Genomic DNA, 16,346 nt, shown 5'->3' with positions numbered 1-16,346 from the left:
CATGGGTTTTCGCTGTCTGCTGGTTATCGGCTGTCTGTGCTTCGCCTTGATCGCGAATGCCACCGCTGCGCCCGCTGCCCCGCAGGCGCAGCTCAATGCATCGCAACGCGACTGGCTGGCACGTCACCCGGAACTGCGGGTGGGCGTGGTGTTGCAGGCGCCTTACGCGCAATACGACCGGCGCTTGCAGCGCTTGTCCGGGGCCAATGTGGAATTGATGCAGTGGTTGGCCAAAGCGTTGAACATCGAACCGAGCTGGCGCAATTTCCCCTCTCAGGAGCAATTGGAGGCGGCGCTGCGTGAGGGCGAGGTGGACATCGCCCCAGGTCTGCAGCAAACCCCGGCGGGGCTGCGGCTGTGGATGTTCACCGACCCCTACATGCGTGTGCCGCAACATATTGTCGGTATCCGTGAAGGCGGTGGCGCCGTGGAGCTGGAGAAACTCGACGAGCAATCCCGCGTCGCCGTGCGCATGCCCAGCGCGGTGGCCGACTACCTGCGCAGTACGTATCCGGGCCTGAACCTGCAAGGCGTGCCGATGGAGCGTCAGGCGCTGCAGTTGCTGGTGAGCCAACAAGCGCGTTATGCGGTGGTGGACGAAGCCCAACTGAGCCGGTTGTCCAGCGAGCCGGAGTTCGCCGGGCTGGCGGTGGTGGGGGATATCGGCCTGCCGCAGTTGTTGCGAGTGGCCACACGCCGGGATTGGCCGGAGCTGAGCGGCATCATGGAAAGTGCCCTGCGGGCCATCCCTGCCAAAGACCTGGACCAGTTGCACACGCGCTGGCTGCAACCCAAGTACCCACGCCTGACCGAGTCCCCTGGCCTGTGGCAGAACATCAGCCTGCTGCTGGGCCTGATGCTGCTCGCCAGCCTGGCCGTGGTGCTGTTCCAGCGGCGCCAGCAGCGGGTGCTCGAGCATGGCCTGCTGGCCGCCCGTGAAGAAAGCGCGGCCCGCGCGGCCGGTGCAGAAGCACTGCGGTTGACGCAGTTTTCCATCGACCAGAGCACCGTCGGCATTCTTTGGGTCAATTGGGACAGCCATGTGCGCTACGCCAACCGTGCCGCCGAAAGCATGCTCGGCTACGCGCCTGGAGCGCTGATCGAGCGGCCGTTGGTGGACCTGGACCCGACGCTGGACATGGACCGTTGGCTCAACCTGTGGAAACGTGCGCGCGCCAGTGACGACGGCCCGCAGAATTTCGCCACCGATTGCCGGCGCGCCGACGGCAGCATCTTGCCGGCCAACGTGTCCTTGAGTTTCCTGCGCTTTGCCGAGGCCGAGTACCTGGTGGTCTACCTCAATGATGTCACCGAGTTGCGTCGCACCCTGGCTGCGCTGCTGCAAAGTGAAGCGCAGTTGCGTGAATTGTCCGCGCACCTGGAGACCGTGCGCGAAGAAGAAAAGGCCCGCATTGCCCGGGAAGTGCACGACGAACTCGGGCAGATGCTCACCGTGCTCAAGCTGGAAACTTCCATGTGCGAACTGGCCTACGCACAGTTGGATCCCGGCCTGCACGAACGCTTGAACAGCATGAAGCGCCTGATCGCCCAACTGTTCCAACTGGTGCGCGATGTGGCCACTGCGCTGCGCCCGCCGATTCTGGACGCCGGCATCGCCTCGGCCATTGAATGGCAGGCACGACGTTTCGAAGCGCGCACGCAGATTCCCTGCCTGGTGCAGGTTCCGGACAACCTGCCGGCCTTGAGCGACGCCAAGGCCATTGGCCTGTTCCGTATCCTGCAGGAAGCGTTGACCAATGTGATGCGCCACGCCCAGGCGCATACTGTCGAACTGACCCTGACCTTGGAAGGCGCGGATCTGCGCCTGACCATCAGCGACGACGGCGTCGGCTTCGTCCAGCCAGAAGGCCGCGCTGTCTCGTTCGGCCTGGTGGGCATGCGCGAGCGGGTGCTGATCATGGGCGGGCAACTGCGCCTGCACAGCGAGTTGGGGGAGGGCACGACCCTGAGTGTGACGGTGCCGTTGGATGCTTAACACCAAGAGGAAATCCCTGTGATCCGTGTACTGGTAGCCGAAGACCACACCATCGTTCGTGAAGGCATCAAGCAATTGATCGGACTGGCCAAGGACCTGCTGGTGGTCGGCGAGGCGAGCAATGGCGAGCAGTTACTGGAGACGTTGCGCCACGTGCCCTGCGAGGTGGTGCTGCTGGATATCTCCATGCCCGGCGTCAACGGTCTGGAAGCGATCGCGCGGATTCGTGCGCTGAGCAGTCCGCCGGCGATCCTGGTGTTGTCGATGCACGACGAAGCGCAAATGGCCGCCCGCGCCTTGAAGGTAGGCGCTGCCGGTTATGCCACCAAGGACAGCGACCCGGCACTGTTGCTCACGGCGATTCGCAAGGTCGCGGCGGGCGGGCGCTACATTGATCCGGACCTGGCAGACCGCATGGTCTTTGAAGTGGGCCTCACCGATGCGCGACCGCTGCATTCGCTGCTGTCGGAGCGTGAGTTCTCGGTGTTCGAGCGCCTGGCCCAGGGCGCGAACGTCAACGATATCGCCCAGCAACTGGCGCTGAGCAGCAAGACCATCAGCACCCACAAGGCGCGGCTGATGCAAAAGCTCAATATCACCTCGTTGGCGGAGCTGGTGAAGTACGCCATGGAGCACAAGTTGCTCTAAGCACCTGTCTAATAACGACACCTGTAAAAACACGACCAAGCCCATTCCTGCCGCGTGCAGCTCACCCCTTGCGGCTGCACCGTCCCGTGCGCGCCATCCGTGTAGGGCGATCCCTACCCCCAGCCTTCCATCCGGCTGATGCAATTCTCTCTCAGCCCCCGATTTCCGGGGTGTCCGGCCTGGACTACGCTTGTGCCACAGCAGTCCAAAACACAAAGGTGCGGGTATGAGCGAGGTGGATTCAAATGAGGTCCTGGTCAGCTTTCGTGGCGTGCAGAAGAGCTACGACGGCGAGAACCTGATCGTCAAAGACCTCAACCTGGAGATTCGCAAGGGCGAGTTCCTCACCTTGCTCGGGCCTTCCGGGTCGGGCAAGACCACCAGCCTGATGATGCTTGCCGGCTTTGAAACGCCGACCGCCGGCGAAATCCAGCTGGCCGGGCGTTCCATCAACAACGTGCCGCCGCACAAGCGCGACATCGGCATGGTGTTCCAGAACTACGCGCTGTTCCCGCACATGACTGTCGCCGAGAACCTGGCGTTCCCCCTGTCGGTGCGTGGCTTGAGCAAGACCGACATCAGCGAGCGGGTCAAGCGTGTGCTGAGCATGGTCCAGCTCGACGCCTTCGCCCAGCGCTACCCGGCGCAACTCTCCGGCGGCCAGCAACAGCGTGTGGCGCTGGCCCGTGCGTTGGTGTTCGAACCGCAGCTGGTGCTGATGGACGAACCGCTCGGCGCCCTCGACAAGCAATTGCGCGAACACATGCAGATGGAGATCAAGCACCTGCACCAACGCCTCGGCGTCACCGTGGTGTACGTGACTCACGACCAGGGCGAGGCGCTGACCATGTCTGACCGGGTGGCGGTGTTCCACCAGGGCGAGATCCAGCAGATCGCCGCGCCGCGCACCCTGTACGAAGAGCCGAAGAACACCTTCGTCGCCAACTTCATCGGCGAAAACAATCGCCTCAACGGTCGCCTGCACAGCCACACCGGCGAACGGTGCGTGGTCGAGCTGGCGCGCGGTGAAAAAGTCGAAGCGCTGGCGGTCAACGTCGGCCAGGTCGGCGGCCCGGTGACTCTGTCGGTGCGTCCGGAGCGCGTCAGTCTCAATGGTTCCAGCGAAAGCTGTGTCAACCGCTTCTCCGGGCGGGTGGCGGAATTCATCTACTTGGGCGACCACGTGCGTGTGCGCCTGGAAGTCTGCGGCAAGGCCGATTTTTTTGTGAAACAACCGATTGCCGAGCTGGACCCAGCCCTGGCGGTCGGCGACGTGGTACCGATTGGCTGGCAAGTCGAGCACGTTCGCGCACTCGACCCACTTCTAGAGGCGAATTGATCGCCCCATGGCTTCACCAACCCTGCACGTGGAGAGAACAACAATGTTGAAATCCTTGAAGTATTCAGCGCTGGCCCTCGGTTTGATAGGCGCGACCCAGGCCATGGCGGGCCCGGACCTGACGGTCGTGTCCTTCGGTGGCGCGAACAAGGCGGCCCAGGTCAAGGCGTTCTACGCACCGTGGGAAAGCGCGGGCCACGGCAAGATCGTCGCCGGCGAGTACAACGGTGAAATGGCCAAGGTCAAGGCCATGGTCGATACCAAGAGCGTGTCCTGGGACCTGGTGGAAGTGGAATCCCCGGAACTGTCCCGTGGCTGCGACGAAGACATGTTCGAGGAACTCGACCCGAAACTGTTCGGCGACACCGCCAATTACGTAAAGGGTGCGATCCAGCCGTGCGGCGTGGGTTTCTTCGTGTGGTCCACGGTACTGGCCTACAACGCCGACAAGCTCACCAGCGCACCGACCAGTTGGGTGGATTTCTGGGACACCAAGAAATTCCCGGGCAAGCGCGGCCTGCGTAAAGGCGCCAAGTACACCCTGGAATTCGCCTTGATGGCCGACGGCGTCGCGCCGAAGGACGTGTACAAAGTATTGGCCGGCAAAGATGGCCAGGACCGTGCGTTCAAGAAACTCGACGAGCTCAAGCCATCGATCCAGTGGTGGGAAGCCGGCGCACAACCACCACAGTACCTGGCCTCGGGTGACGTGGTGATGAGTTCGGCGTACAACGGCCGCATCGCCGCCGTGCAGAAAGAAAGCAACCTGAAAGTGGTGTGGAACGGCGGTATCTACGACTTCGACGCGTGGGCCATCCCCAAAGGTCTGGCGAAAGAGCGAGCCGAAGCGGCGAAAAAATTCATCGCCTTCTCGGTGCAACCGCAGCAGCAGAAGATCTACTCGGAAAACATCGCCTACGGCCCGGCCAACACCCAAGCCGTCCCGTTGCTGGCCAAGGACATCCTCAAGGACATGCCGACCACACCGGAAAACATCGCCAACCAGGTGCAGATCGACGTGAGCTTCTGGGCGGATAACGGCGAGCAGTTGGAGCAACGCTTCAACTCGTGGGCTGCCAAGTAACAGCGCATAACCCTCGGGCGAAACCGGCTCATGCAGGAGCTGGCTTGCCTGCGATGCAGACACCTCGGTGCAACTGATGCACCGAGGCGATGCCATCGCAGGCAAGCCAGCTCCCACAGGGACCGTGTTCACCAAGGTCCCAACCGTAGATTTTCGGAGTTTGCCATGGCCATCGCCGTTCCCTCGAACGAGGTCAACAGCCCCACCCTCAAGCAGCGCCTGGCGCGTGCCGAGCGGGTCAATCGCTGGAAGGCCCAGGCCTTGATTGCGCCGCTGGTACTGTTTTTACTGCTGGTGTTCCTGGTGCCTATCGTTGCGCTGCTGTTCAAGAGCGTCGGCAACCCGGAAGTGGTGGGCGGTTTGCCGCGCACCGTGGTGGCGGTGACGGCTTGGGATGGGCGCGGCCTGCCGGGCGAACCGGTGTACCAGGCGCTCAGCGAGGACCTGGGTGAAGCGCGCAAAAACCAGACCCTGGGTGATCTGTCCAAACGCTTGAACATGGAACTGGCCGGTTATCGCAGCCTGCTGACCAAGACCGCGCGGGCGCTGCCCTTCAGCGAAACGCCCGCCTCTTATAAAGAAGCGTTGGAAAACCTCGACGAACGCTGGGGCGACCCTGCGTACTGGCAGGCGATCCGGCGCAATACCAGCAGCCTGACGCCGTTCTACCTGCTGGCGGCCGTCGATCACCGTATCGATGACCTCGGTGAAGTGGCTCCGGCCACGCCGGACCAGGCGATCTACCTGGACATCTTCGCGCGCACCTTCTGGATGGGACTGGTGATCACGGCGATCTGCCTGCTGCTGGCCTATCCCCTGGCGTACCTGCTGGCCAATTTACCGGCACGCAAGAGCAACCTGCTGATGATCCTGGTGTTGTTGCCGTTCTGGACCTCGATCCTGGTACGGGTGGCGGCATGGATCGTATTGCTGCAATCGGGCGGGTTGATCAACAGCGCACTGCTGGGCATGGGCTTGATCGACAAGCCGCTGGAACTGGTATTCAACCGCACCGGGGTGTACATCTCCATGGTGCACATCCTGCTGCCGTTCATGATTCTGCCGATCTACAGCGTGATGAAGGGCATCTCGCCCACCTACATGCGCGCGGCGATTTCCCTGGGTTGCCACCCGTTCACCAGTTTCTGGCGCGTGTACTTCCCGCAGACCTACGCTGGCGTGGGCGCCGGGTGCCTGTTGGTGTTCATCCTGGCGATTGGTTACTACATCACCCCGGCCTTGCTGGGCAGCCCCAACGACCAGATGGTCAGCTACTTCGTGGCGTTCTACACCAACACCAGCATCAACTGGGGCATGGCCACGGCACTCGGCGGCTTGTTGCTGCTGGCCACGGTGGTGCTGTACCTGATCTACAACCGGCTGGTAGGCGCCAGCCGCCTGCGCCTGAGCTAAGGAGACCGTTGCGATGCTGAGCCCTTATATGTCGCCCGTTGAGCGGGTGTGGTTCTACAGCTTGCGGATCCTCTGCGGCTTGATCCTGCTGTTCCTGATTTTGCCGGTGCTGGTGATCATCCCGCTGTCATTCAACAGCGGCAGCTTCCTCGTCTATCCACTGCAAGGCTTCTCGCTGCAGTGGTACCAGGACTTCTTCGCCTCGGCCGAATGGATGCGGGCGTTGAAGAACAGCATTATCGTCGCCCCGGCGGCCACGGTGCTGGCGATGGTGTTTGGCACCCTGGCGGCGATTGGCCTGACACGCGGTCATTTCCGCGGCAAGGCGCTGGTCATGGCGCTGGTGATTTCGCCCATGGTGGTGCCGGTGGTGATCATCGGCGTGGCCAGTTACCTGTTCTTTGCGCCGCTGGGCCTGGGCAACAGCTTCTTCTCGTTGATCGTGGTGCATGCGGTGCTTGGCGTGCCGTTCGTGATCATCACCGTGTCGGCGACCTTGCAGGGCTTCAACCACAACCTGGTGCGGGCGGCGGCAAGCCTGGGGGCTTCGCCACTCACCGCCTTCCGCCGGGTGACCTTGCCGCTGATCGCACCGGGTGTGATCTCCGGCGCGCTGTTTGCCTTTGCCACTTCATTCGATGAAGTGGTGGTGACGCTGTTCCTCGCCGGCCCCGAACAAGCAACGTTGCCGCGCCAGATGTTCAGCGGCATCCGCGAAAACCTCAGCCCCACCATCGCCGCCGCCGCGACGTTGCTGATTGCCTTCTCGGTGCTGCTGTTGCTGACCCTGGAATGGTTGCGCGGCCGTAGCGAAAAGCTGCGTACCGCCCACGTCTGAAGCCAATCCAGGGGTCAACCTGTGGGAGGGGGGGCTTGCCTCCTCCCACAGTGGTTTCGTGTTGTTTCAAAGAGCGTCTGCCTAGCCATTGAGCCAGGTCACGGTGCGCTGGGCAAAGCATGCGGTATACAATGCGCGCCATCGTGATTTAGCTCAAAAAAGGTGCGTCATGCAGCCCTTCGTCATTGCTCCATCGATTCTCTCCGCCGACTTTGCCCGCCTGGGCGAAGAAGTGGACAAGGTGTTGGCCGCCGGTGCCGACTTCGTGCACTTCGATGTCATGGACAACCACTACGTGCCCAACCTGACCATCGGCCCGATGGTGTGCGCCGCATTGCGCAAGTACGGCATCACCGCGCCAATCGACGCGCACCTGATGGTCAGCCCGGTGGACCGCATCATCGGCGACTTCATCGACGCCGGCGCCACCTACATCACCTTCCACCCGGAAGCCACCCTGCACGTTGACCGCACCCTGCAATTGATCCGCGAAGGCGGCTGCAAGGCCGGCCTGGTGTTCAACCCGGCGACCCCGCTGGACGTGCTCAAGTACGTGATGGACAAGGTCGACATGGTGCTGCTGATGAGCGTCAACCCAGGTTTTGGCGGGCAGAAGTTCATCCCCGGCACCCTCGACAAGCTGCGTGAAGCCCGCGCGCTGATCGACGCGTCGGGCCGTGAGATCCGCCTGGAAATCGACGGTGGGGTCAACGTCAATAACATCCGCGAAATCGCCGCCGCCGGCGCCGACACCTTTGTGGCCGGCTCGGCGATCTTCAACGCCCCGGACTACCAGGAAGTCATCGAAAAGATGCGTTCCGAGCTGGCGCTGGCACGTCCATGAGCGGCTTTGAGCAGCTGTTCTCCGGCAAACTGCCACGGCTGGTGATGTTCGATCTGGACGGTACCTTGATCGACTCGGTGCCTGACCTGGCGGCGGCAGTGGACGAGATGCTGCTCAAGCTGGGGCGCGCGCCTGCGGGGCTCGAGTCGGTGCGCGACTGGGTGGGCAACGGCGCGCAGATGCTGGTGCGCCGGGCGTTGGCCAATCACATCGACGCCGAAGGGGTGGACGACGTAGAAGCCGAGCACGCCCTGGAGTTGTTCAATGCCGCCTATGAAGGCGGCCACGAACTGACCGTGGTCTATCCCGGCGTGCGCGACACCCTCAAATGGCTGAGCAAGCAGGGCGTGGAAATGGCCCTGATCACCAACAAACCGGAGCGCTTCGTCGCGCCGCTGTTGGACCAGATGAAAATCGGCCGGTATTTTCGCTGGATCATCGGCGGCGATACCCTGCCGCAGAAGAAACCCGACCCGGCGGCGCTGTTTTTCGTGATGAAAATGGCCAATATCCCGGCCTCGCAGTCGCTGTTTGTCGGTGATTCGCGCAGTGACGTGCAGGCTGCCAAGGCCGCCGGCGTGCAGTGCGTGGCCCTCAGCTACGGCTACAACCATGGCCGGCCGATTGCCGAAGAGTCGCCGTCGATGGTCATAGATGACCTGCGACTGCTAATCCCCGGTTGCTTGGGAACCGGCGCTGAGATAACGTTGCCCGACACCGATCCGTCCCCTTCTGGAAATTCCATCGTGGTGGTCACTCGCAAACTCTGGATGAAAGTCATCAAGGCCCTGGCCCGCTGGCGTTGGCGCGCCTGACTGATCCTGGCCGCGCTGCGGCACGTTTGCATACCTGACTGTTAGACCCTCACGCCACGAGGCACACATGATCCGCGAAGAATTCCTGCGTTTGGCCGCTGCCGGCTATAACCGTATCCCCCTGGCCTGCGAAACCCTGGCCGACTTCGACACACCGCTGTCGATCTACCTGAAACTGGCCGACGAGCCTAACTCCTACCTGCTGGAGTCGGTCCAGGGCGGCGAAAAATGGGGCCGCTATTCGATCATTGGCCTGCCGTGCCGCACAGTGATGCGTGTCTACGACCACCATGTGAGCATCACCCATGATGGCGTCGAGATCGAAAGCCACGACGTAGACGACCCACTGGCCTTTGTCGAGACCTTCAAGGCGCGCTACAACGTGCCGACCATCCCGGGCCTGCCGCGTTTCAACGGTGGTTTGGTGGGTTACTTTGGTTACGACTGCGTGCGTTATGTGGAAAAGCGCTTGGGCAAGTGCCCGAACCCGGACCCGCTGGGAGTGCCGGACATTCTGTTGATGGTCTCCGACGCGGTCGTGGTGTTCGACAACCTCGCCGGCAAGATGCACGCGATTGTCCTTGCCGATCCGTCCCAGCCGGAGGCGTTCGAGCAGGGCCAGGCCAGCCTCCAGGCGCTGTTGGAAAAGCTGCGCCAGCCGATCACTCCGCGTCGTGGCCTGGACCTCAGCCGTCCGCCCGCCGCCGACCCGATCTTCCGTTCCAGCTTTACCCAGGATGATTACGAGCGCGCCGTCGATACCATCAAGGAGTACATCCTCGCTGGCGACTGCATGCAGGTGGTGCCGTCGCAACGCATGTCCATCGACTTCAAGGCCGCGCCGATCGATCTGTATCGTGCGCTGCGCTGCTTCAACCCGACGCCCTACATGTACTTCTTCAACTTCGGCGACTTCCACGTAGTGGGCAGTTCGCCGGAAGTGCTGGTGCGTGTCGAAGACAACCTGATCACCGTGCGCCCGATCGCCGGTACCCGCCCACGTGGCGCGACCGAAGAAGAGGACGTGGCGCTGGAACAGGACCTGCTCAGCGACGACAAGGAAATCGCCGAGCACCTCATGCTCATCGACCTGGGCCGTAACGACACCGGGCGAGTCTCGGAAATCGGCTCGGTGAAGCTCACCGAGAAAATGGTCATCGAGCGTTATTCCAACGTGATGCACATCGTCTCCAACGTCACGGGTGAGCTGAAGGCTGGCCTGACCGCGATGGACGCGCTGCGGGCGATTTTGCCTGCGGGTACGTTGTCGGGTGCGCCGAAGATCCGGGCGATGGAAATCATCGACGAGCTGGAACCGGTCAAGCGCGGTGTCTACGGCGGCGCCGTGGGGTATTTCGCCTGGAACGGCAACATGGACACGGCGATCGCGATCCGCACCGCCGTGATCAAGGACGGGGAGCTGCACGTGCAGGCCGGTGGCGGGATCGTCGCCGACTCGGTGCCGGCCCTCGAATGGGAAGAAACCCTGAACAAGCGCCGCGCGATGTTCCGCGCCGTTGCGCTGGCTGAACAGACCCCCAATTCCTGAGGTTTCCCCATGTTGCTGATGATTGATAACTACGATTCTTTTACCTACAACGTTGTGCAGTACCTGGGTGAACTCGGTGCCGAGGTCAAGGTGGTGCGCAACGACGAACTGACCGTGGCCGAAATCGCCGCGCTGAACCCTGAGCGCATCGTGGTTTCACCGGGGCCGTGCACGCCGACCGAGGCGGGTATTTCCCTCGAAGCGATCAAATATTTCGCCGGCAAGCTGCCGATCCTGGGCGTGTGCCTGGGCCACCAGTCCATCGGCCAGGCCTTTGGCGGTGACGTGGTGCGCGCGCGCCAGGTAATGCACGGCAAGACCAGCCCGGTGTTCCATAAGGACTTGGGTGTCTTCCAGGCCCTCAACAACCCGGTCACCGTGACCCGTTACCACTCGCTGGTGGTCAAGCGCGAAACACTGCCCGACTGCCTGGAATTGACCGCCTGGACCCAGCTGGAAGACGGCTCGGTCGACGAAATCATGGGCCTGCGCCACAAGACATTGAACATCGAAGGGGTGCAATTCCACCCTGAATCGATTCTCACCGAGCAGGGCTACGAGCTGTTCGCCAACTTTCTCAAGCAGACCGGCGGCACGCGCTAAGGACTTTCCATGGATATCAAGACTGCCCTGAGCCGTATCGTCGGCCACCTGGACCTGACCACCGCTGAAATGAGCGATGTGATGCGCGAGATCATGACCGGTCAATGCACCGACGCGCAGATCGGCGCCTTCATGATGGCGATGCGCATGAAGAGCGAGAGCATCGACGAAATCGTCGGCGCCGTCTCGGTGATGCGCGAGCTGGCGGACAAGGTCGAGCTCAAGACCCTCGACGGCGTCGTGGATGTGGTCGGCACCGGTGGTGACGGCGCGAACATCTTCAACGTATCGACGGCGTCGTCCTTTGTGGTCGCGGCGGCGGGTTGCACCGTGGCCAAGCACGGTAACCGTGCGGTATCCGGCAAGAGCGGCAGCGCCGACCTGCTGGAGGCAGCCGGCATTTACCTGAACCTGACGCCGGTACAAGTGGCGCGCTGCATCGACAACGTCGGCATCGGCTTCATGTTTGCCCAGACCCACCACAGCGCGATGAAGCACGCCGCTGGCCCGCGCAAGGACCTCGGCCTGCGTACCCTGTTCAACATGCTCGGCCCGCTTACGAATCCGGCCGGTGTGAAGCACCAGGTGGTCGGCGTGTTCAGCCAGGCGCTGTGCCGGCCTTTGGCCGAAGTGTTACAACGGTTGGGCAGCAGACACGTGCTGGTGGTGCACTCCAAGGATGGCCTGGACGAATTCAGCCTGGCGGCGCCGACCTTTGTGGCGGAGCTGAAGAATGACCAGATCACTGAATACTGGGTCGAGCCGGAAGACCTCGGGATGAAGAGCCAGAGCCTGCACGGCCTGGCGGTGGAAAGCCCGGCGGCATCCCTTGAGTTGATTCGCGATGCCCTCGGGCGGCGCAAGACCGAGAACGGCCAAAAAGCGGCAGAAATGATTGTTCTGAATGCTGGCGCGGCACTTTACGCAGCCGACCACGCCTATAGTCTGAAGGAAGGTGTGGCATTGGCCCACGATGCGCTGCACACCGGTCTGGCTCGCGAAAAGCTCGAAGAGCTGGGAGCATTCACCGCAGTATTCAAGATGGAGAATGAAGGATGAGTGTGCCGACCGTTCTGGAAAAAATCCTCGCCCGCAAGGCCGAAGAAGTCGCTGAGCGTCGTGCACGCGTCAGCCTGGCCGAGCTGGAAGCCCAGGCGAAAGCCGCCGATGCACCGCGTGGCTTTGCCAATGCGCTGATCAAGCAAGCCAAGGAAAAGCAACCCGCCGTCATTGCTGAAATCAAGAAAGCTTCGCCTAGCAAGGGCGTGATTCGTGAAGTCTTCATTCCTGAAGACATTGCCAAGAGCTATGAGAAGGGCGGGGCGACCTGCCTGTCGGTGCTGACCGATATCGACTACTTCCAGGGCTCCGACCTGTTCTTGCAGCAGGCCCGCGCCGCGTGCAAGTTGCCAGTGATCCGCAAGGACTTCATGGTTGACCCGTACCAGATCGTCGAAGCCCGTGCCCTGGGCGCCGACTGTGTGCTGTTGATCGTCTCCGCCCTGGATGACGTGAAGATGGCCGAGCTGGCGGCCGTGGCCAAAAGCGTTGGCCTGGATGTGTTGGTGGAAGTGCACGACGGCGATGAGCTGGAACGCGCCCTGAAAACCCTCGACACCCCGTTGGTAGGCGTCAACAACCGTAACCTGCACACCTTCGAAGTCAGCCTGGAAAACACCCTCGACCTGCTGCCGCGCATCCCGCGCGACCGCTTGGTGATTACCGAGAGTGGCATCGTCAACCGTGCTGATGTGGAGCTGATGGAGATCAGCGGGGTTTACTCGTTCCTGGTGGGTGAGACCTTCATGCGCGCCGAGAACCCGGGGGCCGAATTGCAGCGCCTGTTCTTCCCGGAGCGTGGTGTGGCAGTGAGTGGTTCGACCCTGGATTGATTTGAAACGCGCCAGCTCCCACATTTGGTTCTGTATTTATCCAGATAGGTCGGTGTTCGATGATCAAGCCCATGTCGATGACTGTTGAAGCCGGCCTCGCCGCCGAGCAAGACCTGCTGGCGGCTGTTTGCGCGGGTGAGCGGGACTTTGGGTTGCTGTTCTGGCAACCCGGCGACCAAGCCTTGGTCATGCCTCGTCGCTTGAGCCGCTTGCCGGCATTTGAGACAGCCAGCCAAGTCTCGGCCGACGCTGGTTGGCCAGTATTGCTGCGTGAAACCGGCGGAGAGCCCGTGCCGCAGTCGAATGCCACGGTCAATATCGCCTTGGTCTACGCCCCGCCGCGCAGTGAAGGCGACCAGAATCGTATCGAAACCGGCTACTTGCGTTTATGCCAACCCATCTGCGATTTGCTGATCGAGTTGGGTGGTGATGCGTCCGTCGGTGAGGTCGACGGCGCGTTTTGCGACGGTCGCTACAACGTCAACCTCAACGGCCGCAAGATGGTCGGCACCGCCCAGCGCTGGCGACAAAGTGCTGGCCGCCCGGTGGGGTTGGTGCACGGTGCGCTATTACTGGAAAACAATCGCGAAGAACTGATCGCGGCGGTCAACCGCTTCAATGAGGCGTGCGGCCTGGACCAGCGGGTCCGCGCCGACAGCCATATCGCGCTGCACGAAGCATTCCCGGCGCCGGACGCCATCAGTCGCCTGGATACCCTGTACCGTCAGATGCTGGCCGCGTTCCTGCCGGTTTAGCGGGTACCGAATACCACCATCGTCTTGCCTTTGACGTGCACGAGGTTGCGCTCCTCGAGGTCCTTGAGCACGCGCCCGACCATTTCCCTTGAACAACCGACAATCCGCCCGATCTCCTGGCGGGTGACCTTGATCTGCATGCCGTCGGGGTGGGTCATGGCGTCAGGTTGCTTGCACAGGTCCAGCAGGCAACGCGCAACTCGACCGGTGACATCGAAAAACGCCAGGTCGCCGACTTTGCGCGTGGTGTCGCGCAGGCGCTGGGCAATCTGGCCGCTGAGGGCGTAAAGGATGTCAGGATCCTGCTGGGACAACTCGCGAAACTTGGCGTAACTGATCTCGGCGACTTCGCACTCGACCTTGGCGCGTACCCAGGCGCTGCGTTCCTGTTCCTTGCCCGGTTGTTCGAACAAGCCCAGCTCCCCAAAGAAATCCCCGGTATTGAGGTAGGCGATGATCATTTCACGGCCGTCTTCATCCTCGATCAGGATGGTGACCGAGCCTTTGATAATGAAGTACAGGGTTTCAGAACGCTCACCGGCACAGATGATGTTGTGTTTGGCCGGGTAACGGCGACGCTGGCAGTGCGCCAGCAGTTTGTCGAGATTCTTGATCTTGGGGGTGGGACTAAGGGCAGCCATGGGTGTATCCCGAAGAGACAGCGCGAAGAGGTCGGAGTTATGTCGGTATCGGCATTGATACACGTTGTATGAATGGTAGCAATACGCCACTGATTTGGCGCCAGCTTACCAGACACATTCTGACTCGATTCGCCAATGTGTCGGCTAACGCCTTCATTGATCGGCTTGGATGGGAGCGCTGTGGTGCTCGGACCCTGTGCTAAGCTGGCGACCCTTTTTTTACAGTGGAGTCTGGGCGATGAAGGCACGCATCCAATGGGCGGGCGAAGCCATGTTCCTCGGTGAGTCGGGCAGTGGCCACGTGGTGGTCATGGACGGCCCGCCGGAAGCCGGTGGCCGTAACCTGGGCGTACGCCCGATGGAAATGCTGCTGCTGGGTGTCGGCGGTTGCAGCAATTTCGACGTGGTCAGCATCCTGAAGAAATCCCGCCAGGCCGTGGAAAGCTGCGAAGCCTTCCTGGAAGCCGAGCGAGCCACGGAAGATCCCAAGGTGTTCACCAAGATCCACATGCATTTCGTGGTAAAGGGGCGGGCGCTGAAGGAAGCTCAGGTCAAGCGGGCCATCGAGCTGTCGGCTGAGAAGTACTGCTCGGCGTCAATCATGCTCGGCGCGGCCGGTGTGGCCATCACTCATGATTACGAAATCATCGAGCTGGGCTGATCGCTGCACTACCCCTGCAGGGCGGGCTTGCTCGCGAAAAACGTCCAGGCAACGCGTTTATCCACTGGGTACGCGTCATCGTTGACGACCTTCGCGAGCAGGCTCGATCCTACACGCGGTAGGTGCTTTTGGTCATGACCTTGGCCAACACGCTCATGCCAAACCGCACCGGCGCCGGAAAACGGAAGCCGCCGGCATCCAGCGCGCTTTCTGCGTGGTGTTCCTCGTCAATGCGCATCTGTTCAAGAATCGCCCGCGACTTTTGGTCTTCGGCTGGCAGTTGCTCAAGGTGCTCATCCAGGTGCTTGCACACTTGGTGTTCGGTCGCCGCGACAAAGCCCAGGCTGACCTTGTCACTGATCAAGCCTGCAGCGGCGCCGATCCCGAACGACAAACCGTAGAACAACGGATTCAACACGCTGGGGTGGCTACCCAGTTGGCGGATACGTTGCTCGCACCAGGCCAGGTGGTCGATCTCTTCCTCGGCAGCGTGTTCCATGGCTGCGCGCACTTGCGGCAGCTTGGCAGTCAGCGCCTGGCCCTGGTAGAGCGCCTGGGCACAGACTTCACCGGTATGGTTGATGCGCATCAGGCCGGCGACGTGGCGAGTCTCGGTCTCGCTCATCGGTGCGTCGGGCTGCACGATGGCGGGGGATGGGCGGTACGGTTGGCCGCTGAACGGCAACAGCGTACGCATCGCCATGTCGGCTTGCAGCAACAGACGGTCAATCGGCGAGTAGTGACGTTGGGTAGTCATGCTGACCTCCGGGAAGAATCTCGGCGGTCAGTTTACCGCAAGACAAGGCGAAGCGTTTGCGCTGAGTCAATTTGCCCCTGGAGGCAGCGACCTTGCACCCGCAAACGCCGGCTGCACTTCAGCCCGGTGGCCAGTTCATCTGGCGCTGACCCAGCACATGCATATGAATGTGATAAACGGTCTGCCCGCCTTCTTCGTTGCAGTTCATGACCACGCGAAAACCTTTTTCACACCCTTGCTCCACGGCCAGCCGCTGGGCAGTGAACAGGATATGACCGGCCAGTGCCTTGTCGTCCTCGGTGAGGTCATTCAAGGTGCGGATGGGTTTCTTCGGGATCACCAGGAAATGCACCGGCGCCTGCGGGGCAATGTCGTGAAAGGCCAGGACCTGGTCATCTTCGTAGATGATGTTGGCGGGTATTTCCCTGTTGATGATCTTGGTGAACAGAGTATCCACAGCTGTTTCTCCATTGGTAGAGGGGCAGGGGGAGTGTACGCAGGCAGTCCGGGT

The 16,346-nt window shown here is 61.8% G+C and carries 17 protein-coding genes; 14 read left to right on the top strand and 3 right to left on the bottom strand.

The features are described from left to right. The first annotated feature begins 1 nt into the window (after position 1). From CQ041_RS23280 to CQ041_RS23220, 13 genes are all read left to right on the top strand, one after another. Positions 2-1,996, top strand: coding sequence for a histidine kinase (locus CQ041_RS23280; protein WP_105524732.1), 1,995 nt, complete (start codon positions 2-4; stop codon positions 1,994-1,996). A gap of 18 nt (positions 1,997-2,014) precedes the next feature. Further along, positions 2,015-2,644, top strand: coding sequence for a response regulator transcription factor (locus CQ041_RS23275; RefSeq protein WP_105524730.1), 630 nt, complete (start codon positions 2,015-2,017; stop codon positions 2,642-2,644). Between the two features lie 226 nt (positions 2,645-2,870). Then, complete coding sequence (locus CQ041_RS23270) at positions 2,871-3,983, top strand: ABC transporter ATP-binding protein (protein ID WP_105524729.1); 1,113 nt, start codon at positions 2,871-2,873, stop codon at positions 3,981-3,983. 43 nt (positions 3,984-4,026) lie between these two features. Further along, entirely contained in the window at positions 4,027-5,067 is a 1,041-nt protein-coding gene (locus tag CQ041_RS23265; protein ID WP_105524727.1) for an ABC transporter substrate-binding protein, read from the top strand. A gap of 165 nt (positions 5,068-5,232) precedes the next feature. Continuing rightward, positions 5,233-6,480, top strand: a complete 1,248-nt coding sequence (locus CQ041_RS23260) for an ABC transporter permease (RefSeq protein ID WP_105524725.1) — start codon at positions 5,233-5,235, stop codon at positions 6,478-6,480. 13 nt (positions 6,481-6,493) lie between these two features. Beyond that, the gene (locus CQ041_RS23255; RefSeq protein ID WP_105524723.1) at positions 6,494-7,318 is read left to right on the top strand and encodes an ABC transporter permease; all 825 of its coding nucleotides are present in this window, start codon (positions 6,494-6,496) and stop codon (positions 7,316-7,318) included. Positions 7,319-7,487: 169 nt separating this feature from the next. After that, on the top strand, positions 7,488-8,162 hold the full coding sequence (gene rpe / locus CQ041_RS23250; RefSeq protein WP_105524721.1) for a ribulose-phosphate 3-epimerase: 675 nt from the start codon (positions 7,488-7,490) through the stop codon (positions 8,160-8,162). Then, complete coding sequence (locus tag CQ041_RS23245) at positions 8,159-8,977, top strand: phosphoglycolate phosphatase (RefSeq protein WP_105524719.1); 819 nt, start codon at positions 8,159-8,161, stop codon at positions 8,975-8,977. The genes rpe and CQ041_RS23245 overlap by 4 nt, the downstream gene beginning before the upstream one ends. A gap of 67 nt (positions 8,978-9,044) precedes the next feature. Continuing rightward, complete coding sequence (gene trpE / locus CQ041_RS23240; RefSeq protein ID WP_105524718.1) at positions 9,045-10,526, top strand: anthranilate synthase component I; 1,482 nt, start codon at positions 9,045-9,047, stop codon at positions 10,524-10,526. Between the two features lie 9 nt (positions 10,527-10,535). Beyond that, positions 10,536-11,129 carry an aminodeoxychorismate/anthranilate synthase component II gene (locus tag CQ041_RS23235; RefSeq protein WP_105524716.1) on the top strand — a complete coding sequence of 198 codons (594 nt, stop codon included), beginning with the start codon at positions 10,536-10,538 and terminating at the stop codon, positions 11,127-11,129. A gap of 9 nt (positions 11,130-11,138) precedes the next feature. Further along, complete coding sequence (trpD, locus tag CQ041_RS23230) at positions 11,139-12,188, top strand: anthranilate phosphoribosyltransferase (RefSeq protein WP_105524714.1); 1,050 nt, start codon at positions 11,139-11,141, stop codon at positions 12,186-12,188. Beyond that, positions 12,185-13,021: an indole-3-glycerol phosphate synthase TrpC gene (gene trpC / locus CQ041_RS23225; RefSeq protein ID WP_105524712.1), complete on the top strand. Its 837-nt coding sequence runs from the start codon at positions 12,185-12,187 to the stop codon at positions 13,019-13,021. The genes trpD and trpC overlap by 4 nt, the downstream gene beginning before the upstream one ends. A gap of 59 nt (positions 13,022-13,080) precedes the next feature. Further along, the gene (locus tag CQ041_RS23220) at positions 13,081-13,776 is read left to right on the top strand and encodes a lipoate--protein ligase family protein (protein WP_105524710.1); all 696 of its coding nucleotides are present in this window, start codon (positions 13,081-13,083) and stop codon (positions 13,774-13,776) included. On the opposite strand, the gene crp is transcribed toward CQ041_RS23220, so the two are convergent. Further along, positions 13,773-14,417, bottom strand: coding sequence for a cAMP-activated global transcriptional regulator CRP (crp, locus tag CQ041_RS23215; RefSeq protein WP_105524708.1), 645 nt, complete (start codon positions 14,415-14,417; stop codon positions 13,773-13,775). The genes CQ041_RS23220 and crp overlap by 4 nt on opposite strands. 238 nt (positions 14,418-14,655) lie before the next feature. Between crp and CQ041_RS23210 the strand changes: the two genes are divergently transcribed. Next, positions 14,656-15,078 carry an OsmC family protein gene (locus CQ041_RS23210; RefSeq protein ID WP_005792019.1) on the top strand — a complete coding sequence of 141 codons (423 nt, stop codon included), beginning with the start codon at positions 14,656-14,658 and terminating at the stop codon, positions 15,076-15,078. 109 nt (positions 15,079-15,187) lie between these two features. Here CQ041_RS23210 and coq7 read toward each other — a convergent pair whose 3' ends face one another. Continuing rightward, positions 15,188-15,835, bottom strand: a complete 648-nt coding sequence (gene coq7, locus CQ041_RS23205) for a 2-polyprenyl-3-methyl-6-methoxy-1,4-benzoquinone monooxygenase (protein ID WP_105524706.1) — start codon at positions 15,833-15,835, stop codon at positions 15,188-15,190. Between the two features lie 118 nt (positions 15,836-15,953). Beyond that, a complete protein-coding gene (locus CQ041_RS23200; RefSeq protein ID WP_105524704.1) occupies positions 15,954-16,292 on the bottom strand; it encodes a histidine triad nucleotide-binding protein in 339 nt (112 codons plus the stop codon). Positions 16,293-16,346: the final 54 nt, after the last annotated feature.

Origin of the sequence: Pseudomonas sp. MYb60 (assembly GCF_002979555.1) — a bacterium.
In the GTDB taxonomy this organism is placed as follows: domain Bacteria; phylum Pseudomonadota; class Gammaproteobacteria; order Pseudomonadales; family Pseudomonadaceae; genus Aquipseudomonas.
This window is presented reverse-complemented; position numbering and strand designations above follow the sequence as displayed.